This window comes from Roseovarius atlanticus, from assembly GCF_019802205.1.
GTDB classification, from domain to species: Bacteria; Pseudomonadota; Alphaproteobacteria; order Rhodobacterales; family Rhodobacteraceae; genus Roseovarius; species Roseovarius atlanticus_A.
Genome location: NZ_JAHVHQ010000002.1, coordinates 882,407 through 904,281 on the forward strand (window position 1 = coordinate 882,407; position 21,875 = coordinate 904,281).

Annotated in this window: 19 protein-coding genes; 2 read left to right on the forward strand and 17 right to left on the reverse strand. The window is 64.8% G+C overall.

Going from position 1 to position 21,875, the window contains the following annotated elements; all coding sequences use genetic code 11:
- Positions 1-22: 22 nt before the first annotated feature.
- The 9 genes from hslV to regB form a co-directional block, all read right to left on the reverse strand.
- The gene (hslV, locus tag KUV49_RS04505; RefSeq protein WP_222451806.1) at positions 23-574 is read right to left on the reverse strand and encodes an ATP-dependent protease subunit HslV; all 552 of its coding nucleotides are present in this window, start codon (positions 572-574) and stop codon (positions 23-25) included.
- A 337-nt stretch (positions 575-911) separates the two neighbouring features.
- Positions 912-1,232: a thioredoxin gene (gene trxA / locus KUV49_RS04510; protein ID WP_057795333.1), complete on the reverse strand. Its 321-nt coding sequence runs from the start codon at positions 1,230-1,232 to the stop codon at positions 912-914.
- A gap of 59 nt (positions 1,233-1,291) precedes the next feature.
- On the reverse strand, positions 1,292-4,654 hold the full coding sequence (addA, locus tag KUV49_RS04515) for a double-strand break repair helicase AddA (protein WP_222451807.1): 3,363 nt from the start codon (positions 4,652-4,654) through the stop codon (positions 1,292-1,294).
- On the reverse strand, positions 4,648-7,599 hold the full coding sequence (addB, locus tag KUV49_RS04520; protein WP_222451808.1) for a double-strand break repair protein AddB: 2,952 nt from the start codon (positions 7,597-7,599) through the stop codon (positions 4,648-4,650). The genes addA and addB overlap by 7 nt, the downstream gene beginning before the upstream one ends.
- The gene (locus tag KUV49_RS04525; RefSeq protein ID WP_222451809.1) at positions 7,592-8,284 is read right to left on the reverse strand and encodes a nucleotidyltransferase family protein; all 693 of its coding nucleotides are present in this window, start codon (positions 8,282-8,284) and stop codon (positions 7,592-7,594) included. Before KUV49_RS04525 ends, addB begins: the two co-directional genes overlap by 8 nt.
- Positions 8,260-9,288, reverse strand: coding sequence for an aminoglycoside phosphotransferase family protein (locus KUV49_RS04530; RefSeq protein WP_222451810.1), 1,029 nt, complete (start codon positions 9,286-9,288; stop codon positions 8,260-8,262). Before KUV49_RS04530 ends, KUV49_RS04525 begins: the two co-directional genes overlap by 25 nt.
- On the reverse strand, positions 9,281-9,757 hold the full coding sequence (gene tsaE / locus KUV49_RS04535; protein ID WP_222451811.1) for a tRNA (adenosine(37)-N6)-threonylcarbamoyltransferase complex ATPase subunit type 1 TsaE: 477 nt from the start codon (positions 9,755-9,757) through the stop codon (positions 9,281-9,283). The genes KUV49_RS04530 and tsaE overlap by 8 nt, the downstream gene beginning before the upstream one ends.
- Before the next feature lie 47 nt (positions 9,758-9,804).
- Complete coding sequence (locus KUV49_RS04540) at positions 9,805-11,313, reverse strand: PAS-domain containing protein (RefSeq protein ID WP_222451812.1); 1,509 nt, start codon at positions 11,311-11,313, stop codon at positions 9,805-9,807.
- A 72-nt stretch (positions 11,314-11,385) separates the two neighbouring features.
- Positions 11,386-12,780 (reverse strand): sensor histidine kinase RegB, encoded by a 1,395-nt coding sequence (gene regB, locus KUV49_RS04545; RefSeq protein WP_222451813.1) that lies wholly within the window; start codon positions 12,778-12,780, stop codon positions 11,386-11,388.
- Positions 12,781-12,868: 88 nt separating this feature from the next.
- On the opposite strand from regB, the gene KUV49_RS04550 reads away from it, so the two are divergent.
- Together KUV49_RS04550 and KUV49_RS04555 are read left to right on the forward strand one after the other, a co-directional pair.
- The gene (locus KUV49_RS04550; RefSeq protein ID WP_222451814.1) at positions 12,869-13,495 is read left to right on the forward strand and encodes an SCO family protein; all 627 of its coding nucleotides are present in this window, start codon (positions 12,869-12,871) and stop codon (positions 13,493-13,495) included.
- 68 nt (positions 13,496-13,563) lie between these two features.
- Positions 13,564-14,115 (forward strand): ActR/PrrA/RegA family redox response regulator transcription factor, encoded by a 552-nt coding sequence (locus tag KUV49_RS04555; protein WP_152494227.1) that lies wholly within the window; start codon positions 13,564-13,566, stop codon positions 14,113-14,115.
- A gap of 141 nt (positions 14,116-14,256) precedes the next feature.
- Here the strand turns inward: KUV49_RS04555 and KUV49_RS04560 are convergent, their stop codons facing one another.
- The 8 genes from KUV49_RS04560 to KUV49_RS04595 all read right to left on the reverse strand — a co-directional run bounded on the left by KUV49_RS04560 (position 14,257) and on the right by KUV49_RS04595 (position 21,839).
- A complete protein-coding gene (locus KUV49_RS04560) occupies positions 14,257-15,243 on the reverse strand; it encodes an acetamidase/formamidase family protein (protein ID WP_222451815.1) in 987 nt (328 codons plus the stop codon).
- Positions 15,244-15,280: 37 nt separating this feature from the next.
- Positions 15,281-15,994, reverse strand: a complete 714-nt coding sequence (locus KUV49_RS04565; protein WP_222451816.1) for an ABC transporter ATP-binding protein — start codon at positions 15,992-15,994, stop codon at positions 15,281-15,283.
- The gene (locus tag KUV49_RS04570) at positions 15,987-16,706 is read right to left on the reverse strand and encodes an ABC transporter ATP-binding protein (protein WP_222451817.1); all 720 of its coding nucleotides are present in this window, start codon (positions 16,704-16,706) and stop codon (positions 15,987-15,989) included. The genes KUV49_RS04565 and KUV49_RS04570 overlap by 8 nt, the downstream gene beginning before the upstream one ends.
- Entirely contained in the window at positions 16,703-17,803 is a 1,101-nt protein-coding gene (locus KUV49_RS04575; RefSeq protein WP_222451818.1) for an ABC transporter permease subunit, read from the reverse strand. Before KUV49_RS04575 ends, KUV49_RS04570 begins: the two co-directional genes overlap by 4 nt.
- Positions 17,800-18,669, reverse strand: a complete 870-nt coding sequence (locus tag KUV49_RS04580; RefSeq protein ID WP_222451819.1) for an ABC transporter permease subunit — start codon at positions 18,667-18,669, stop codon at positions 17,800-17,802. The genes KUV49_RS04575 and KUV49_RS04580 overlap by 4 nt, the downstream gene beginning before the upstream one ends.
- Before the next feature lie 77 nt (positions 18,670-18,746).
- The gene (locus KUV49_RS04585) at positions 18,747-19,982 is read right to left on the reverse strand and encodes an urea ABC transporter substrate-binding protein (protein ID WP_222451820.1); all 1,236 of its coding nucleotides are present in this window, start codon (positions 19,980-19,982) and stop codon (positions 18,747-18,749) included.
- 49 nt (positions 19,983-20,031) lie between these two features.
- Positions 20,032-20,643: an ANTAR domain-containing response regulator gene (locus KUV49_RS04590; protein ID WP_222451821.1), complete on the reverse strand. Its 612-nt coding sequence runs from the start codon at positions 20,641-20,643 to the stop codon at positions 20,032-20,034.
- Positions 20,640-21,839, reverse strand: coding sequence for a transporter substrate-binding domain-containing protein (locus tag KUV49_RS04595; protein WP_261391418.1), 1,200 nt, complete (start codon positions 21,837-21,839; stop codon positions 20,640-20,642). Before KUV49_RS04595 ends, KUV49_RS04590 begins: the two co-directional genes overlap by 4 nt.
- Positions 21,840-21,875 lie beyond the last annotated feature (36 nt).

The window sequence follows — 21,875 nt, forward strand, 5'->3', positions numbered from 1 at the left end:
AGCGATGCTCGCCAAGCGCTCATTAGGCGCCGATGGTTTCCACGGTCAGGTTGCCGTTGGTGTAGACGCAGATGTCCGAGGCGATGGCCATGGCATCCCGCGCGATCTGTTCGGCGGACCTGTCGCTGTCGATCATGCCGCGCGCGGCGGCCAGCGCGTAGTTCCCGCCCGAGCCGATGGCGGCGACGTCATGTTCGGGTTCCAGCACGTCGCCCGCGCCGGTGATCACGTAAAGCTGCGACCCGTCGGTGACGATCAGCATCGCCTCGAGCTTTTGCAGGTACTTGTCGGTGCGCCAGTCCTTGGCCAGTTCGACGGAGGCGCGTTGCAGCTGGCCCGGGGTCGCTTCCAGCTTCGACTCCAGCCGTTCAAGCAGGGTGAAGGCATCGGCGGTGGAGCCGGCGAAACCGGCGACCACGTCATAGCCGCCGGGGCTGATGCGGCGGACCTTCCGGGCGGTGCCCTTGATCACGGTGTCGCCAAGGCTGACCTGCCCGTCGCCCGCGACGACGACCTGCCCGCCCTTGCGGACGCCGATGATGGTTGTGCCGTGCCAGCCGGGGAAATCGCTCATTGTCGGGGCTCCTTTGATCTTTGGACCTATATGGAAGGCGTGGGGCGATGTGGCAACCCGTAGGGATTGAGGGAAGCCGCGCAGCGCCGGGCCGCGGTGCGGCGAGCCGACGATTGTTCTGATGTGCTTTATGGCTGCCAAATCCGCTGGACAGTTCAGCGAAGCGCATGGACCAACCAAATCGCCGTGCCGTGGGGGCGGCGTCATGCCGGAGGCATGCTACTCGCATGACGATGCGCGGCGGCGCAGCTTTGCTGCGCCTTTATTCCGCGCTGGTGCCTAAACGAAAAAGGGCCGCCAAGCCGGCGACCCCTTCGCTGTTCTAGTCAACTGTTCTTCAGATCGACTCTTCGATCCAGCCTTGCAGCGCGGCCTTGGGGGCGGCGCCGGTCTTGGTCGACACGACCTCGCCGTTCTTGAAGATGAAAAGCGCCGGAATGCCGCGCACGCCCAGTTGCGAGGGCGAGTTGGGGTTCTCGTCCACGTTCACCTTGGCGATCTTGACCTTGCCGTCCATCTCGGATGACAGCTCTTCCAGCGCCGGGCCGATCTGCTTGCAGGGGCCGCACCATTCGGCCCAGAAATCCACCACGACGGGAATGTCGGAGTTCTTCACTTCGCTATCGAACGTGTCGTCGGTTACGGCAACGGTGGCCATCTTGCGTCTCTCCTTGAGCTCGGGTTCGACAGAGAACCTATGAACACCCGTAGGGAGCGTCAAGCTATATGGGTGTCGGCCAGCGCCTGTGTCACAAGATCGTGTGGCAGGGGCATGAGCGTGGCGGTGCGGGTCCAGAGCAGCGCGGTCTCGATGATGCGGCCGGGATAAATCTGTTGCAGGGCATGGGCATAGGCGCCCATCTGCCGCAAGAGGCCCGAGGGCACATCGGCCGGCGTGGCGGGGACGACGGCGTTGGTCTTGAAATCGACGGCAAGGATTTTCTCCGGGCCTACGATCAGGCGGTCGATCGTGCCGTGAATCCGCCGGCCACCCAGCGCGTCGATATGGGCGGAAACCGGGACCTCGGCCAGCGCCTCGGGCGCAAAGAGCACGTGCAGGTCTTCCTGCGTCAGCACGGATTGAGCCTCGGCCAGCAGGAGGGTCAGGTCCTGCCCCTGCGCGGCGTCGGGACCGTGGGCCAGGACGGAGGCGGCCCTGTCGGCCCAGTCGTCCGGGGCCAATTGCGGCAGAACTTCCAGCAGGCGGTGCACCTGGCGGCCGCGGCGCTTGGCGGCGTCCTCGTCCAGCCCCGCCTCGCCCGGCAGCGCCTTGTCGCCGCCAAGGTCGGTCGAGGGGGCAAGGGTTTCGGGCGCGGCCGGCGCGGGCCTGGCGGGGTCGGCGAAAAAGGCGGGAAGCGTGACGGTTTCGGCCTCGGCCCTTTGGGCAGATTCAGGCTCTAACCCGGCCCAGTTTCCGCCTTGCAGGCGCAGCCCCTGCCCCGCGTCGAAGACGTGCTCGACAGCGTTCGACCGCAGCATCCCGCCGCGCACCTTGCTGTACCAGTCGCGCCCTTCGCGATCGAGATCGCCCGCGGCGGCCACGATCAGCCATTGCTCGGCCCGGGTCATGGCGACGTAAAGCAGCCGGTCCCGCTCGGCCCATTGCGCGTCCCGCTCGGCCGCGTCCGGGGGCTGAAGTGCCGTGGGCAGATCGTCTTTGCGGGGCCGCCACAGCGCGGTGTCGCCCGCCGCGATCAGCCTGGCCTCGACCCGCAGGTCGCGCCTGGCGCTGTCGGGCAGGATGACGATGGGCGACTCGAGCCCCTTCGCGGCATGGGCGGTCATCACGCGGATCCGGTCGCCCGCGCCGTCCAGCTGGCGCTTGATCTCCAGGTCGTCGGTTTCCATCCAGACCAGGAAGCCCGTCAGGCTGTCGACCGCGTTCTGTTCATAGGCCATGGCCTGGGACAAGAGCGCGTCGATGCCGTCCTCGGCCTCGGATCCCAGCCGCGCCAGCAGCCGCGCGCGGCCATCGTGGCGCGTGAGAATACGCTCGATCATGTCATAGGGGCGCAGGTAGTCGGCGGCGTCGCGCAGATCGTCGAGAATGGCGAAGGTTTCGGGAAACTCCGCCGCGCGGTCGCGCAGCGCCTGCCAGAGATAGCGTTGCTGGCGGTAATGCGCGAGATCGAAGACCTGCCCCTCGCTCCAGCCGAAAAGCGGCGACCGCAGGGCGGTGGCGAGCGACAGGCTGTCCTCGGGCGTGGCGAGGAAGGACAGGAGCGCGGCGATGTCCCGCACCGCGAGTTCCGCGCCGACACGCAGGCGGTCGGCCCCGGCCACGTTCAGCCCCTGGGATTTGCAGGCGCGGATGATCTCGTGAAAGAGGTCGGAGCGGCGCTGCACGAGGATGAGGATGTCGTCCTCGGTGATCGCGCGCGCCGATGTACCGTCCCTGGACGGCAGGGGCGTGCCCAGCATCGCCTTTATGTTCCGGGCCGTCTGCGCGGCCAGGCGCGTTGCCGGATCGCCGGGCGTCATGATGTCGACGGGGTCGTACCACTCGGGCGGGTCTTCGGCCTCTTCCTTTTCGACCGGCGGCCACAGATCGACGCGGCCCGGCATGCCGGCGTGGAACGCCTTGTGGGGCTCGCGCTGGGTAAAGCCGCTGGCCTCCAGCCCGCGAAAGGTTTCATCGACCAGGGACAGGATGGTCTGCGCCGAGCGGAAGGAAAACTCCATCTCCATGTCCTGCAGGGGCGCGTCGGTGACGTCCAGCTTGGCGCGGAAATCCTCCTTCATGCGGTCGAACCCTTCGGGATCGGCGCCCTGGAAGGAATAGATCGACTGTTTCTTGTCGCCGACGACGAAGATCGTCCGCTCCCGGTCGGCGCGGGCGCCGGTGCCGCTGGTGAATTCCTGCGACAGGCGCTCGATCAGGGTCCATTGCACCGGGCTGGTGTCCTGCGCCTCGTCGACGAGGATGTGGTCGATGCCGCCGTCGAGCTTGAAAAGCACCCAGTCCGCGACCTTGGGATCGTCCAGCAGGTCGCGGCTGCGCAGGATGAGGTCGTCGAAATCCAGCATCCCGCGCGCTTCCTTGGCGGCGGCATAGGCGGGCAGGAAAACCGCGGCGAAGCGATGCAGGACACGCGTCATGGCCCGGGCGTCGAGGGCGAGGCGGGTCTCGCGCGCCGCCTCGACGCGGGCCATGAAGGCGTTGAGTTTTTCTGTCAGATCGGGGTTGCTTTCGCGCAAGGCCTTGGTCGGAAAAGAGCCTATCTTGGCGGAAAACGGTGATTTTGCACTGCTGCCGGTGAGGAAGACATCCTCGAGGATCGGCAGCGCCTGGAGCGACGGGATCTCGGCCATGGTCAGCTTGACCGCTGCGGTGGCCTCCGTCTTGCTGCCCGCGGTCAGCAAGGGAAGCAGGGTGGCCATCAGGTCGGCCTCGCCGCCCGGAAAGACGGACGCGACGAGCGTCTGCGCGGTGTCATCCGGTCTCAGCCCGAACAGGGCGGAAAGCCGTGCATCGTCGACAGGCCGTGACAGCAGATCCCGCTTGCCGACGATTTCCCGCGTCAGGCTCTCGAAATCCTCGCCGGTATATTGTTCGGCCACATCGTAAAGCACCTGCGCGTCGGGCCCGTTGGCGATTGTCTCGACCACCTCGGCCCGCAGCAGGGCGGCAGCGCGGTCCTCCATCTCGGTGAATTGCGGGCTGACGCCGGCCTCGAGCGGAAAGCGGCGCAAAAGGGCCGAACAGAACGAGTGGATGGTCTGGATCTTGAGCCCGCCGGGCGTCTCGATGGCGACGGCGAACAGGCGGCGCGCCTCGCGCAGGCGCTCGGGCGTGATCGCTCCGTCGATGCCGAGGCCCGTCAACTGCGCTTCCAGCCTGGCGTCCGGCAACATCGCCCACTCGCCCAGCCGGTCGAACAGGCGGTTCTGCATCTCGGATGCGGCGGCCTTGGTGTAGGTCAGGCACAGGATGTTTTGCGGGTCTGTTCCAGCCAAAAGCAGCCGCGCGACCCGGTCGGTCAGCACCTTGGTCTTGCCCGATCCGGCATTGGCCGACAGCCAGGTCGAGCGCCCGGGCCGCGCGGCGTCGATCTGGCGCTGGGTGGCGTCGTCTACCATCTGCCCACCCTTTCGGGGTTCGCCGTATCGGTGATGTCCCACTCGCCGAAGCGGGCAAGCTGGTCATAGTCGCCCTGCATGTCCCGCGTTTTCATCGCGCGGCGCGACAGGTAGCCTTGGTTCGCATCCATGTAACGGCTGACGAGGTCCTTCAACTCCGCCCAGACCCGATCGGGCGGGGCGTCTTCGAGGGGCGCCGGCACTTCCTTGGGGTCGCCGGTCAGCCCGATGAACACGGCGCGTTCCACCGGGCCGGGCGCCAGCTCGCCGAACCCGGCGCGTTCGGCCAGGGCGGCCTCCAGCAGAAGCTGCTTTTCGAACGCCTTTTGCGACTTGGCCGAGGGCGGCGCGCCGGTCTTGTAATCGTAGATGTGCAGCCGACCGCCCGCGTCCATGTCGATCCGGTCGGCCTTGGCCGTCAGCGTGAAATCCAGCGGGTCGAGCCGCGCCGAGGCCTGTTGCTCGAACGCGGTGGGCCGCGCCAGGGCGCGGCGCTGCGTCTCGGTGTCGACGAACCATGCGGCGATGCGGGCCATGCGCGCAAGCCAGAGCGCACGCGCCTCGCCCCAGGGCACGGTTTCCGCCAGAACAGAGACTGTTCGATCGGTCAGAAAGGCGGGTGTCAGCCTCGCTGGATCATCCATCGTGGCCTTGATGACATGCTCCAGCACGTCATGCAGAACCTCGCCGCGCAGGCGGGCATCGGGCGCGCGCATCAGCGGGTCAAGGGGGCGCAGGCGCAGGATCTTGTCGGCATAGATCGCGTAGGGATCCCGGATCAGCTTTTCGATCCGGGTGACGGACAGCTCCCTGGGGCGCGCCTCGACCGGCGGGATCGGCGCGGGACGGGGGGCCGACGGGGCGGGATCGACGGCTTCGAACGCCTCGGCGCGCGCGATGGCGGTCAGGCCGCGGGCCCGCATGGCCTCCAGCGCGGCCTGGCCGCCTTCGGCCGGCAGGCCCTTCAGGAGATTGGTCAGACGATTGAGCCAGCGCGAGGGCACCGTCTGTGCGTCGTCGGACCGGATGGCGCGGGTGATCCACACCTCCCTGGTGGCGGTCACGGCCTGCTGGAAATCATGCGCCGCCAGGCCGATGCGCCGCTCGGGCAGCAGGAGCCCGGCCTCGTGCCGCATGGCGCGGTTCAGCCAGGGGTCGCGCGGCGGCGTCTCGGGCCAGGTGCCTTCGTTCAGCCCGGCGAGGATCAGAAGGTCGGCGCCCTGCACGCGCGCCTCGAGCGTGCCCCAGATCAGCACGCGGGGGTCCGTTTCCAGCTGCTGCCGCACGGTGCCGCGCGACAGCACCGCGTGAAACAGGTTGATATAGTCGATGGCGCGCATCGCCTGCCCGTACTCGGCGTTTTCGGCCAGTTCAGAGACGCATTTCCACGCTTCTCGCCCGGCATCCTCGTCCCAGAGGCGCAGGGGTGCGTCCGGCTCCGGCCCGCGCGAAATGGCCTCGGCGAGGGTCATATGCGCCTCGACACGCGCCCCCAAGGCGAGGCTTTCGGGCATGGCCTTATCGAAGAAGTTGGCGCGCAGCCAGGCCAGCCACGTGGCGAGATAGGGATCGTCGATCTTGTCGGCCCAGGCGTCGAGCGTTTGCAGGGTCGGAACGGGCGGGCCATTGCGGCGCAGGTAAAGCTCCAGCTCTCGCGTGAGGCGCAGATGCGGGCCGCGCTGTCCCGCGCCGTGTGTCAACGGGTGTTTCAGCAGCGTCAGCAGTTGCGCGGCGTCGAGCGGTGCGTTCAGGCATTCGGCCACGTGGCGCAGAAAGCGGCCGGGCGCGGAATGGTGCAGCGGCATGCCCGCGCTGTCGTCGGGCGTGATGCCCCAGCGATCGAGCGCCGAGGCGACGCGGCGCGTGAGCGTCCGGTCGGGTGTGATCAGGGCGGCGGTCTGGCCATCTTCGACCGCCTCGCGCAGGCGCATGGCGATGCAAAGCGCCTCGATCCGGGCCGAGGGCGCCTCCAGCAGGGTCATGCCGTCGGTTGCCGGGGCGATGTCGGCGGCAAGCGCGGGGCCGTGCGACAGCCATTCGTCCGTCACCGGCGCGGGACGCAACGCGAGAGAGACCACGCGGTTGCGTTGGGGCGAGACAGGCTCTGACCCCGGCCAGTGCCGGATGATGGATGGTGGGCTGTCCAGGTCCGCCAGAAGCTGGGCAAAGCGGTACTGCGGATGGTCTTCGCTGCGGTCGGGTGTTTCCTGCAACCGGGTCCAGACGTGCTCTGGCTGATCGGCGTCGAAGCCGGGCAGGACCACCGCGCCCTGCGGCAATGTCGCCACCGTCTTCATCAACAGGCGCGTGGCCCCGCGCGAGCCGGTCGAGCCGGCAAGAATGATGGGGTGATCGGGCGGCCGGGTTTGCCACATCCGGGCATAGGTTTCGATGACACGCCTCTGGCGCGTTTCCACGTCGGGCGCATCTTCGTCGGTCTCGAAATAGGGACTGATTATGCCCAGGAAGGTCTTGATGCGCTCCCAGTGGCCCGACTGGTCGCCAGTGTCGATGCGCGTGATGTCGTCCGGCGTAACCCCCTCGCCATGCATTTCGTCCATCAGCGTGGCCAGGCTGTCGGACAGGTCGTAGAGCGCCGCGCGGGGGGCGAGATCGGGCTCCTGGTCAAGCAGCGCCGCAACCACCTTGGTCAGTTCCAGCCGCCGCCGAAGGGGCGGAATGGGGTCGGGGATATGGGCCAGGCCCAGCGTTTCGCCGAAATCGGTGACCAGGCTGATCCGGGGCAGCAGGCGCGCCGGCCCCGCGTCGAACAGCGCGCGGATGCGGCGGCCCATGCGGCGGGTGTTGACGATGAGATGGACGCGGGCCAGCGCCTCGGGCGGCTGGCCGGAATAGGCGTGGCACAGCCCATCCACCAGCGCCCCGGGAAAATCGGCGCCGAGCGGGACGCCGAAGACGCGCGGCGTGTCCTGCGGTTCAAACATCGTTGCCTCGCAGCATGGCTTCGGCGAGGGCGATCCCCTCGGGCGTGCCCACGTCGCACCATCGGCCCGCATAGTTCACGGCGTGCAGGCGGCCTTCTTCGAGCATACGGTTCCACAGGATGTTGAGCGAAAAGGCGCGATCCGGAATGTCGGCCAGCCCGTCGGTTTTCAGGATCTGAACGCCGGAATAGATGGCCCCGGCACCCCGGGCGGCGCGGCCATCGGGGCCGATGACGAAATCGCCCGCGCCGGCGTGGCCGATGGCGTTTTCCGGCGGCACGCAGAGCAGGAGCGCGTCCATCTGGCCCGGATCCCACGCCGCGGCAAGCTGTGCCAGCGGGTTGGGGCCGGACCAGACGGCATCCGTGTTCATGGTGAAGACAGGACTGTCGCCCAGGATCGGCAGCGCCTTGCGCAGGCCACCGCCGGTTTCCAGGATCTCGGGCTGTTCCTCGGATATCGTGATGTCGCGCCCCGCCAGGTGCGCGGCAACCTGGGCCGACAGGTAATGCGTGTTGACCACCACGCGCCGTGGCCCCTGCGCCGCGACAAGGTCGATCGCGTGGTCGATCAACGGCTTGCCCGCCACCTCGATCAGCGGCTTTGGCCGGGTCGCCGTCAGCGGGCCCATCCGCGTGCCGAACCCGGCGGCAAAGAGCATCACTGCATCTGGGGTGTCGCGCATTTCGATTTCAGCTTTTCCAAGAGGGCGGCGTCGGGCGGGGGCAGTGCGCGGTCCAGCAGCGCCTTGAGCGGTGCGAGGGCCGGAAGCGCGAGATCGCGTTGCAGCAGGCCCCAGACGCGGGGGATCAGATCGACGTAATGCGCCTTGCCGTCGCGGATGCACAGCCGCGCGAAGACGCCCAGAATCCGCAGGTTGCGCTGGGCGCCGAGCACGGCATAGGCGGTGGCGAAGGCCTGTGGGTCCCGGGCGGTCTGAAGGGCGTATCGGTCGCGCATGCGGGCCTCCAGCGCGGGCGGAACATCGCGGCGCGCATCCTGCAGAAGCGAGACCAGGTCATAGGCCCGGTGGCCCAGCATCGCGTCCTGGAAATCCAGCAGCCCGACACGGGCAACCCCTTTGCGATCGGGCAGCCACAGAAGGTTCTGCGCGTGATAGTCGCGCTGGATGAGGACATCGCAGTCGGCGGCATGTTCGGCCAGAAGGTCCTGCAAACAGGCCTCGAACCCGGGCCGTTCCGCGCTATCGGTCGTGTCCGTCGCGCCGGGCACGTACCAGTCGAACACCAGCGCCGAAAGCGAGGTGGCGGTGGCCGGATCATAGGGGGCCAGCCCGTCGGGCGCCGGCTGGGCATGAAGATGCACCAGAACGTCGATTGCGGTGGAATAGAGCCTGTCCTCTAGGTCCGGGTTGCGCGGGACGATGCTGGCGAACAGCGCATCGCCGAGGTCTTCGAGCAGCAGGAACCCGGCGTCGTCGTCGCGGTGCAGGATGCGCGGCGCACTGAGGCCCACGGACGTCAGGTAGGAGGCGATTTTCACGAACGGGCGGACATCCTCGCCCTTTTCAGGTGGCGCGTCCATCAGCACGGCGCGCTGGGCATTGGAGGGCCGGATCAGGCGCAGGTAGCGCCGGTTCGAGGCGTCCCCGGCAAGGTGAGACACCACCGCGTCGCCCCAGCCGGCGTTTTCGACAAAGGCCTCGATCTGCGCGTTGCGATCAGTCATTCGACAACTCCCCTATCCTGTCATCCCATCGCGGATCGGACCATGCGAAGTCAAGCACCCGCCGATCGGGATCGGCCTGCGGCATGAAGGTCAGCGACAGGGCATTGGCCGGGGCCAGATCGCCAAGGCGGTCGGGCCATTCCACCAGCGCCACCGCGGTCTCGAAGGCCTCGAAAAGGCCCAGTTCGATCACCTCGTCGGGGTTGGTGAGACGGTAGAGATCGGTGTGCCAGATCTCGAAACCGGGGGTCGCGTAGGTCTGGACCAGGGTGAAGGTGGGCGAGGGCACATCCTCGGGGACGGGCAGCAGCGACTGGATCAGGCTGCGCGCAAAATGGGTCTTTCCCGCCCCGACCGGCCCGTTGAGAAGCAGCACGTCGCCAACGCGCAGGACCGCACCGACCCGTCGGGCGAGCGTGGCGGTGGCCTCGGGATCGGCCAGGGTGATTTGCAGCGTTCGCGCGGGCATGGCCCGACACTACACCGCAGCGTGCCGCCTGCAACACAAAGGCGGCGTCAGGCCTGTGCTTTCGCGTGCGATCGCAACGTGCCGTGCTGTGCCAGAAGCGTGATGATCGCAGAATTTCCCGGCAGATGGCCGACCCGGCATATCAGCGTGCTGCCGTCCGGTTGCGGCAGCGTCTCTTCCAGCGCGGCGCGGTTCAGAACCGCCTGCTCCACCCGGCCCCAGACCCCGTCGCGCGGCAGGGCTCTGCGGCAGACGGTCACCACCTCGCGCAGGGTCATGTCGGCGAAGGAGGCATCGGGATCAATGCCCAGCAACTGCCGGCAGGGCCGGTTGCACAATGACACGATATTGTCCGGCCCGAAGACGATCTTGGCCTCGTCGGTGGCATCGAGCACGGCCTCGCACAGGGAAATCTGGCTGCGGAAGTGGCGGGCGAGCGAGACGTTGTCGGTGATATCCTCGAACAGGAACGCGATGGCCCCGTCCGGGTGCGGGCGCCCGGTGACCCGGTAGGTCATGCCGTTCGGCAGGTTCCAGTCCTCGAGATAGAGCCCGCCGGCGGCGCTGCTGATCATGGTCTCGATCTGGTTGCGCCAGGAGGCGTAGTTCTTCGGTTCCGGCAGAACGCGGTTGTCGCGCAGGCTGTCGAAGAACTGGATCAGCGAGGGCTGCGACGACAGGATCGGCGCGGGCAGTCCGGTCAGCTCCAAAAGCGCGGGATTGAACAGCGCCAGGTTGCGGTGCCGGTCGAACACCGCAAGCCCGGTGGTGAGGTTGGCGAAGATCTTGGTCAGGGTCTGGATGAACTCGCGGCGCAGCGCCTCGGCATTGGCGACCTGCGTGACGTCGGTGGCGAACACGGCCCGAACGTCGCCGGCGCGGATATGGACCACCTCGCAAACCCTGTCTTCGGCCGTGGCCGGGCCGGGCATCCGCAGGCGCGTGGCTGTGTCCCTTGCGGTTGCCGTGTCGATCAAAAGCTGTGCCTGCGCGGGGTCGTAGCCGGCGAAAACCGCGTTCTGCCAGAGCATCCGGCCGGCGGGATCCAGGATGCGCACGGCGCAGGGGGCCTTGTCGAACACCGTCTGGTAGCGCGTGATCGTGGCGCCGAGCCGCCGGGTGCGGTGCCGGTCCAGTGGCCCGGCCCGCGCCGGGTCCGTCACCTGGACCCGGCCGCCATCGTTGCGACGCGACAACGACAGCGTTGCCATGTCATCGGCATCGGTCGCGGGCAGATCGCGCAACTCGCCATCGTCGAGATCGTCGAGCGATCGGGGCAGCGGCCCGAACCGGGAGCCCAGCCAGCTGCGCAGGCTGGGCCATGTGCCGATATCGCCGGAGGCGACGCCCGGCATCGTTTCGGCCGGGGTATCCTGGTCGACGAGGATGTCGTCCTGGAACACGAAGGTCGCGCGGTGCCCGGAGCCGGATGTCGTGCCCCTCGAACCGGGGGGATACGACGACCAGGATCGGCCAAGCGCCCACAGCACGATCAGCGAAACGGCGGCCGAGGCCATGAGCGTGGCGGCAAGAAAGAGAGGCGAAAAGCCATCCATGCAAGGCGTCCTGGTCCAGAGACGCGGCCACATTGCCCTTTCAAGGTTAATGGGCCGTTAACGGGCGCGATGTCAGCCCTGGATCAGCTGGTTGTCCCCCAGCGATTGCCGCCCGCGCTGGTCGTCGGTTTCAAGGCTGCTTCGCGGCCAGGAGACCTCGACGAACGCGCCGGTGCGCTCGGCATATGCCTCCTTCTTGCGCAGGTCGTCGCTGCCGTTGGCAAAGGTCAGGTCGGCGCCGGACCGTTCCAGCAGGGTCTTGGCGATGAAAAGGCCCAGGCCCATGCCCTCGTATTCGGGACGCTGGGGATCGGGGCGCGGTGCGCGGCGGCGGATGAACGGCTCGCCGATCCGTCCCAGGAAATGCTGCGGATAGCCGCGCCCGTCATCCATGATCCGGACGGTGATGGTCCGGTCGGTCCATTCGCTGTCGATCCAGACCCTGTTCCGGCTGAAATCGACCGCGTTCTGGATAAGGTTGCGCAGCCCGTGGATGACCTCGGGGCGGCGCAGAACGGTGGGTTGCGCGCCCTCGTGGGCGATGTCGGCGACGATCTCGAACCGGATGTCCTTGCCGCGGTTGAGATGCGGTTCGGCGGCTTCTTCCAGCAGGGCCGACAGGGGCGCGCGGCGCAGGTGCAGGTCGTCCTTGCCCGCCCGCCCCATGGACCGCAGGATATCGCGGCAGCGGTCGGCCTGTTCCCGGATCAGCAGGGCATCGTCGCGCAGCTCCGGGTGGTCGTCCAGCTCCTCGGCCAGTTCCGCGCTGGTCAGCTTGATCGTCGCCAGGGGCGTGCCCAGCTCGTGCGCCGCGGCGGCCACCACCCCGCCCAGGTCCGTCAGTTTCTGTTCGCGGGCCAGCGCCATCTGCGTGGCCTGCAACGCCTCCGACATGGCGTACATTTCCGAGACGATCCGGCGGGAATAGACCCCGAGGAACACCACCGCGATCAGGATCGCGACCCAGTTGCCAAAGAGGAACAGGTCGGGAATGAAAAGCAACTGCCCGCCTTGGGTGGTGAGCGGCATGTAGAACCGCGTCAGCGCCGATGTGATCAGGATCGCCATCCCGCCAAGAAAGATCGTCGATCCTGCGGTCAGCGCCGAGGCCGACACCGTCACCGGGCCCACGATCAGGATCGAGAACGGGTTGTTCAGACCCCCCGTCAGGTACAGCAGCACGCCGAGTTGCAGCATGTCGAACAGGACAACCAGCAGCGTCTGGCGCTGGCTGAGGCGCTTGTTTTCCGGAAAGATGAAATACGCCGTGACATTCGAGATGATCGACAGGCCGACAAAGAAATAGCACATGCCGAAGGCGAGGCTGAGCCCAAGCACGTATTGTGCCACCAGAAGTGCCGACAGCTGGCCGGTCACCGCCCACCAGCGCAGCATAATCAGCGTGCGCAGGGGGATCGACTGTCGGCCCGAGCCGAAATCCTGTGGCGGCGCGTGGGTGTGTGCCATGCGTGATCTTGTCTCTCTTTCCTTCGGCGAAGGGTGACTTTAGATGTGCCACAGGCAAGTGGATATTCCTAGCGTGAGGGCAGGCGTCATGACACGAGTTTACGCAATTCTGGCAGGTGTGGCCGTGATCGTGCTGCTGGGCGTGACCTATTTCGTCACCCAGCGGGGCGGAAACGGGGACGATCAGTTCGCGCAATGCCGGGGCGGTGCGGTGGCCGGCGGCGCCGGTGCCATCGGCGGGCCGTTCACCCTGGTCAGCGAAACCGGCGAGACGGTGACCGAGGAAGAGGTGATCGACAAGCCGTCGTTGATCTACTTCGGCTATACCTTCTGCCCCGATGTCTGCCCCATCGACAATGCGCGCAACGTGGCCGCCGTCGATATCCTGAAGGAACGCGGCAAGGACGTGAAGCCGGTGTTCATCACCGTCGATCCCGAGCGCGACACGCCCGAGGTGATGCGCGAGTTCACCGATGCCTTCCACCCCGACCTTCTGGGCCTGACCGGCAGCGAGGAACAGGTGAAGGCGGCGACCACCGCCTATCGCGCCTTCTCGGCCAAGCAGGACAGCGACGATCCCGACTATTACCTCGTGGATCACTCGACCTTCACCTATCTCACCCTGCCCGAACACGGTTTTGTCGAGTTTTTCCGGCGGGATGACACCGCCGAGCAGATGGCCGACCGTGTCCAGTGCTACTTAGATGCCAGTTGACCCTGCGATAGTTTGACGCATCATGGGGGCGGCGCTACACCTTAAGGCGCGAGCGGGAGGAGACTTGCATGACAGCCGGACAGACCGAGATCGGAGCCGACAGGACCTTGCTGCTTGTCGATGACGACGAACCCTTTCTGCGGCGCCTTGCCAAGGCGATGGAAAAGCGGGGGTTCGAGGTGGAAATGGCGGGCTCGGTGGCCGCGGGACAGGCCATCGCCACGGCGCGGCCGCCGGCCTATGCGGTGTGCGATTTGCGGCTGGAGGATGGCAATGGCCTGGACGTGGTGGAAACCATCCGCGAAAAGCGGCCCGACAGCCGGGTCGTTGTGCTGACGGGCTATGGCGCGATTGCCACCGCCGTTGCGGCGGTGAAGATCGGAGCGACGGATTACCTGTCGAAACCCGCTGACGCGACGGACATCACCAACGCCCTTCTGGCCAAGGATGACGAGATGCCGCCGCCGCCCGACAACCCGATGAGCGCCGACCGCGTGCGGTGGGAGCATATCCAGCGGGTCTATGAACTGTGCGACCGCAATGTCAGCGAGACCGCGCGGCGGCTGAACATGCATCGCCGGACCTTGCAGCGCATCCTGGCGAAACGTTCACCGCGATAACGCATTTCGAGGTCTGACGCGGTTCGATTTATCGCAAAATCGAACCGCTCCGGATTGTAGCGCTTGCAGATGCGGTCGACGGTGGTGCCGTCGGTCCGCACGGTGTCGGACAGGCGCCAGGACGTTAACGTGACATCATCGTTACTTGAGATACTTCTTCTCGATTGCGGCACCGATCGAGTATTTCGGATCGACCATGTTGCCCAATCGTACCTTCCCACACATCGTCAGCAGCATGTACGCGTCAGCCTCGGACTGGCCGGTTTCCGCTGCGACCCACCGGACGAGTTCACGGTATGCGATACGTGCCGCATCCTCGAGCGGCCGGGCTGAACCGATAAACATCATGCGATCCTCGGTCTCCAGTTGGGGCCATGCGTTGCCATGCCCCTTGATCAGGTCGACCTGAAGCTCGACGGTTGCCGGGATCTCCAGCGCCACACCGCAAAGCTCGCCATCACCCTGGATCGCGTGACAGTCACCGAGGTAGAGGAAACCCCCTTCGGTCTGCACCGGGAGATAGATGATGGAGCCGGGCGCCACGTCGGGCAAATCCATGTTGCCGCCGTAATAATCCGGTTGCAGCGAGGAGATTGCCTCTATCTCCGGCGCGGTGCCGATGGTGCCGATAAAAGGCTCGTACGGAAGCGTAAGCGTGTCCGACCAATAGACGCCATCCTCATCCACAGGCACCTTGCGCACCTTTTCGGGAAGCGGCGGGTTCAGAAGCGCGGTGTCGCCCGTACCGACGAGACCGCCGAATTCCGTCAGCAGGCAGGTCGTACCAACCGGCTGCGGCCCGCGCGGCTTGATCGACACGATACGAACGGCCAGAGCATCGCCCTTTTCCGCGCCTTTTACGTAGATCGGCCCGGTTTGTGGGTTCAGGAACGGAAAGTTGAGATGCTCGGACGGGTTCGGAACGACGTCCTTGATGGCGCCCTCGAACGCGTCATGCGTTTCGACCGAAACCATGTCTCCGGGCTCTATTTCGAGAACCGGGTCGGCATAGGGGCCATAAACGTAATGAAAGCGCCCTTGGTCCTCTATGGTGATCGTGTGGGACGTCCCGCCTTTGCCTTTGGCGACGCCTTGTCTCGTCATGATGGAATTTTCGTGCCAGCTCATGTTTATCTCCTGTTTTTCTTCAAGATCGGTTCGCAGATCAAATGGTCAGGTGCCGCCGAACCTGATCGCGGTCGCGGATTTCATCCGGCCCAAGCGTGGCAGTAATCCTGCCCTTTTCCATGACGTATCCGCGATCTGCCAGCGACACGATCAGGTCGAGGTTCTGTTCCACCAGAAGCACGGCAACGCCGGTTTCCGCATTGAGGGTGCGGACATTGCGCGCGATATCCTTGATGATCGACGGCTGGATCCCTTCGGACGGCTCGTCCAGCAGCATCAGGCGCGGGTCTGCGATCATCGCCCGGGCAATCGCCAGCTGTTGCTGCTGACCCCCCGAAAGCGTGCCCGCACGTTGGCGCGCACGCTCTTTCAGGATCGGAAAGAAGCGGTACACCCGGTCGTAATCCGGCGCGCCCCGGCCCTTCCCCGCAACCTCTCCCACAAGAAGATTCTCGCGGATTGTCAGTTCGGGGAAGACCTCTCGCCCTTGCGGGATATAGCCGATGCCTGCGCGGGCGCGATCATTGGCATTGCTGCCCGTGACATCGACGCCGCCGAGGCGGATAGAGCCGCTGCGCGCTTTCATCAGGCCCGTCAGCGTACGCATCAGAGTGCTTTTGCCGACGCCATTGCGACCGATCACGGCCACCAGTTCGCCCGGCCCGATACGCAGGTCCACACCCTGTAGCACGGTTTCCTTCCCGTAACCGGACGTGAGTTCAGAGACGTCAAGAAGTGCTTGATCACTCATCGGATGCCCCCAGATAGATTTCCTGAACCCCGGGGTGGTCTATGATCTCGGCGATCGAGCCCTCCGCGAAGATGCTGCCGAAATGCAGAACCGTCACGCGTTGCGCGATCTGTTCCACGAATGCCATATCATGTTCGACCGCGAGAATGGTTATGCCCCGGGCATTCAGGTCATGCAGCATCTCGCCCGTCTTTCGTGTCTCGTCCGGGGACATCCCGGCCGTCGGCTCATCCAGCAACAGCAGGCGAGGCTCCACCCCGACCGCCATCGCGATCTCGAGCCATTGCTGCTGGCCATGGGACAGCGCGCCGGCCAGCGTCGTGGCCTCGCCGTCGAGGTTGGCGAATTCGAGCATGGCCTTCACTGTGTCCGCAAGGCTGTGCCCGTGCAGGTGATACTGGAAGGCCACTTCGAGATTCTGCCGGACCGACAAGTCCTTGAATATGCCCGGCACCTGGAACTTCACGGAAATGCCAAGCCGGATGCGCTCGAATGACCGCAAGGCGACGATATCCTTGCCGCCGAACCGGATCGAACCGGCGTCCGGGGCGTGTTCGCCAAGGAGCAGGCGGAAGAAGGATGATTTCCCCGCGCCGTTCGGTCCGATCAGGCAATGCATCGCACCGGCTGGCAGGGCAAAATCTATGCCGTTGGCAACGGTCACCCCGCCGAAGGCCTTTCGAAGGCCCGCCACTTCGAGAAGAGATGTCATGAGCGGTTCCCTCCCGTCAGCCGTGCAATGCCCTTCATGGCAAGAACGACCAGCCCCTGCGGCGCGACAAGCACGGTGACAAGCAAGAGCGCGCCCATCGCGACCAACGCGTACTGGCTTCCGTAGATGGTCAGGGCCTGGAATGCGCTGAGAACCAACAGGGTGCCGAGAAGAGTGGCGGTAATATCCCGACGTCCTCCGACGGCCACCCAGATGATTGGAAGGGCGGCCGATGTCAGACCCATGCTCGACGGGGTGATATACTGTCCCCATGCCGTGTAGAGCGCGCCCGACAAGCCGGCCAGCGCGCCGCCCAGACCGAAAGCCAGCATTTGATAGACCCGGATGTCGTATCCCAGCATTTCAGCTCGATGCGGATTTTCCCGAATGGCCACCAGCACGTTCCCGAAACGGGAGTTCAGCAGGATCCGCAACCCGAGATAACAGACGACCACCAGCGCCAGCAGCACGTAGTAGAGAGCTGGGCCGGGAAAGAGCGACAGCGCTCCCCCTGGCCAGGGAATTGTCAGCGGGGGCATCCCCGACATCCCGTTGAATCCATTCAACCGTGCCGCGCCGATATGCCATTGCGGGCCGGCCGTCTGTGCCATGAAGGTCTCAAGCACCAGCGTGACCGAAAGCGTGACGATGCCCACGAACACACCGCTGATCCGCCCGTAGAACATGAAGTAACCGATGATCAGCGCGAACAGCCCGGCAAGAGCGACAGCCAAAAGGAGCGCGACGATTGTGAAACCATAGGCACTGCCGATATTGATGGTCAGCACACCGTACGCGTATCCGGCCAGTCCGAAGAACGCCGTCTGGCCGAAGCTGAGCGCACCGGCATAGCCCCAGATGACGCTGAGCCCCATGGCCATGAAGGTCCAGATCATGAAATAGGCTGCGTTCCCAACGGTCCAGGCATCAGCAAATTGCGGGTAGAGCGCTGCAACCGCAATGGCGATCACCATGACGGCCCAGAACGCTGGTCCACCGCCAATGGTCTGAGGTCCCTCGAGGTGGCCAATGCCCCGCCGCAATATGGAGCGGCGCGGGGTGCTGTCCGCTCGCGCAGCAGTATCTGTTGCGTTCATCGCGTTCTTCCCTTGATCCAGCCGGAAAGCCCGCCAGGCAGAATCCGGATAACGATAATAACGGCTATCAGCAGGCCGATCTGGCCGAACAGTTGCCCGTACCAGGCGGTCAATGCGGCACGGATCGCGGCCAGTACGGCGGCGGCCGGGGCGGCACCCACGAATATGTCTGCCCCGCCCACGACAACTGTGACGAAGCTTTCCACCATGAATGTGACCCCCATGGTCGGGACCATCGTCATGGTCGGCGCATAGAGACCGCCGGCGAGGCCGGCAAGCGCGGCGCCCAGCCCGAACGTCAGGCCATAGATCCGCCCGGTATCGACGCCCAGCGCACGTGCCATCTCCGGCTTCTGGATCGTCGCCCGGGCAATCACGCCGAAACGGGTGCGGTAGAACAGGACGTAAAGACCGGCCAACAGCGCGACCGCCGTTCCCATCAAGACCAGCCGGTAGAGCGAATACGAACGCTCGCCAACCTCGATCGGACCAAGCGGCGTTCCCACGCCGGGCATGGTCGAGCCGAGTATGATCAGCACACCCTGCGTTGCGATCAGGCTCAATCCCCATGTGGCGATGATCGAATCCAACGGTCGGTGATAGAGATGCCGGACGATCAACCGCTCGACGACCATACCAACCAGCCCGGCCACGACCGCGCCGCAAACAATGGCAAGCGGCAAGGGCAGACCGGCCCTCGCGCTCGCCGCGGTCACGTAAGCCCCGCACATGATGAACTCTCCATGTGCCAGGTTGATCACGCCCATCATGCCAAAGATCACGGCAAGTCCAGCGCAAGCGATTACCAGGAACGCGAAAGCATCTCCGAATTGGTATATGATTGCGAATACTGTCTCGAACAGCATGTCAGGCCTCTCGCGGTTCTGTCAGAAATAAACCGGCCCGCCGACGGCAAGCGGACGGGCCGGATCGAACGCCTGCCTCAGTTGGCCGGCGGCGGGTTCGACGGTGTGTATTGCGCACTCGGATCGTTTTGCGTCAGGTCACACTCTGCCTCGCCCAGCCAGTAGGGTTCGATGTTTTCCCATACCTTCGGGAAGTCGATCGAGTGATCTTCTCCTACATGGGCAAGGTAGATCGAGTGGGACATGTGCTGGCTCTTGGGATCGAGACAGACCTCGCCCGACGGACCGTCGTAACAGACGTCTCCTTCGGCGATGACCCCACGGATCGCGTCATGGTCCGTCGTGCCCGCACGCTCCACGAGCTGCTTGTAGAGGTTCATCGCGATATAGGAATTCGCCGCTTCCTGGTTGATATAGGGCTCGTCCGGGAACATCGCGCGGAACTTCTCGACAAACGCCTTGCTCTCGGGAGTGTCGATTTCCTCAATATAGTTCGTGGTGACATACATGTCCTTGAGGCTCGGGGGCGTGAAGCGCTTGTGCTCGTAGCCTTGGCCGACATTGACAGAAGAGGCCATCGGCAGCCCGACATTCGACGATGCGGCCTGCTCGTAATAGGAAGCCTGCGCTGCACCGACCAGCAGGGTCACCACGAAATCCGCCTCGGACGTCTGAATGTTCTGGATTGTCTGCGAGAATTGGGAGACCCCCAGCGGGATGAATTCCTCGCCCACCATGGTGCCGCCCTGCTCTTCAACAATCTGGCGCACCCATTCAGCGGAGATCTGGCCGAAATTGTAGTCCGCCGCGATCGTGTAGACGTTAGGCCCGTATTCTTCCATCATCCAGGGGATCAAGGTGGAAAACTGCTGTTCCGGTACGGCACCTGTCACGATCATGTTGGCATCGCACACACCACCCTCGTACTGGTTGTTGTAAAAGGCCAGCCCGTCGAACTGGTTCACGATCGGCCGGTAGGCTTCACGGGACGCCGAAGAGAACCCGGCAAAGACGACATCGACCTGGTCGGATTGCAGAACCCGGCGCATGAATTCCTGATACCGACGGTTGTCGGACTGGGTATCGTAGGTCACCAGTTCTACCGGACGGCCGTCGATACCACCCGCGTCATTGATCTCTTTGGCCGCCAGTTCGATGGCGTGCACCTTCACCATGGTCGCTGCCGCGAAATCGCCGGATTGGTCCTCCAGGACGCCGATCTTGATGGGCCCTTCCTGAGCCTGAGCCGTCCCGGCGAGAATTGTGCTGGCAGCAAGTGCCGCAAGCGAAAGTTTGCATGTCTTTTTTCTCATTGGTCTTCTCCACTGTTGAAATTGAGTGACACCGATTGCTGCCGCGGTTTCATTCCCGCGATCCCACACGGCGTTCGGTGGTTGGGTCGTCGTTTGGCGTTTCCAGCACGCGCGCTGCGACATCTTCGACCGATATCCGTTCGCGCATCGCGACGGATCGAAGTCTTTCGTAGGCAACCGTCTCGTCGATTCCCCAACGCCGCATCAGGGCGATCACGGCCTTGACCACAACGCGCCGTCCCGCAAGACGTCGGCGGAGAACATCCGCCTCTTGCGCCATCCGCTGGCGCTGCGCGAACTCGTTGATGCCCAACAAGACCGCGGTAAACACTCCGGAGCTGCGTACAGGCTTCTGGATGTGGCTTGCCGCTCGGACCTTGACGACACGGGAGAGACGGCTTGGCGCTTCGTTGCCAATAATCGCGATGATCGGGACATCGGGCAGGCTTGCGTCGTCGAAGATCGGATCAATGCCTTCGTCGGCATCGACAAAGATCAGGTCCGCGGAATCGATCAGTTCGCGGCTTGCCGTTTCGGGCGCGACAGCCTCGGCGTCGAGGCCCAGCTTTCTCAGCGTTTGCAAAAGCTTGTCGCGACCCGTCACGTCACCTTGCAGGACAAGAGCGCGCATCCCCCGGAAGTTCCGCAAAATCTTCTTCATGTGACCACCTTCAGATCAGTGTTCTGATCTTCGCCGCCTTCCGACGTCCAGGTAAGGTAAGGGTCAGGGCGGATGGAAACCGGGTTCTCGAACAGTACATCGAACGTCCCGTCCGGGCGCGACCGGCCGATCCGCGGCCGCATCCAGCAGTGCAGGTTGTCTTCATCAACGCGGATGTCGCCTTGCGGACCGGAAAAACGCGCACCGCGCACGGCCTCGCGCACCGGCTCGAACGCGTCGGATCCGGCCCGCATCGCGGCCTCGGCCAGCAGGTGAACACCAAGGTAGGTTGCCTCTGCATCGGCCGAGGCACGACCGAATTGACCGAACTTCGCATCCCAGGCCGATGTGAAACGCTTGTTTTCCGAGGTCAAAATGCTCGAAAAATAAACTGACGAGGAAAGGTGCCCGTCGCTAGCGTTCCCCAGGAATGGCAATTCGGCTTCGGACAGGCTGCAGCTGCAAACCGGAAATTTCCTGGTCTGGTCAATCCCGGCGGCCTCCGCCTCGGCCCGAAGCTCGCGAATGAAAGAAACCAGGGAAGAACCGATCAAGGTGGTGAATACGAAATCGGGAACGTCCGCGACGATCTGCTTCACGACATCCGACAGGTCTGTCTCGCCCACGGGAAAATAGCGCTCTCCGACAACTTCGCCCTGCGTATTGGTCAACGCCTCGCGCAGGATCCGGTTGTTCTCCCACGCCCAGATGTAGTTCGAGCCTACAAGCCAGCCGCGCCGGCGATCTTCTCTCAGCAGATGCCGTGCCAGGGGCAGAATATGCTGGTTCGGTGCAGCCCCCGTGTAAACAACGTTCTCCGCCGTCTCGAACCCCTCGTAGTGGGACGGATACCACAGCATCGCATCATGCTTCTCGAAATACGGCAGGACTTCCTTGCGGCTGGAGGACGTGTAGCAGCCGACCACGTGCTTCAGGCCAAGCTCACCCAGGAGGTATTGCGCCCCTTCGACGTAGCCGCGCAGATTTCCTTTCGGATCGAAAGGCACCTGTTCAAGCTGGATCTCATCCGCATGCCGGTTGTTGATCTCTGCGATGGCAAGCCGCGCGCCCGCGGACATCGCCCGGCTTACGGCCGAATAGGAACCGCTTTCCGAAAACAGAAGCCCAATTCTGATCTTCAAAGGTCGCATCAATCCCTCAAACGCAAAAAGCCCCGCCGACCCGATCCGGGTCAATGCAGGGGCTTCTTTGCCAGACCGCGCAGGGCGGTT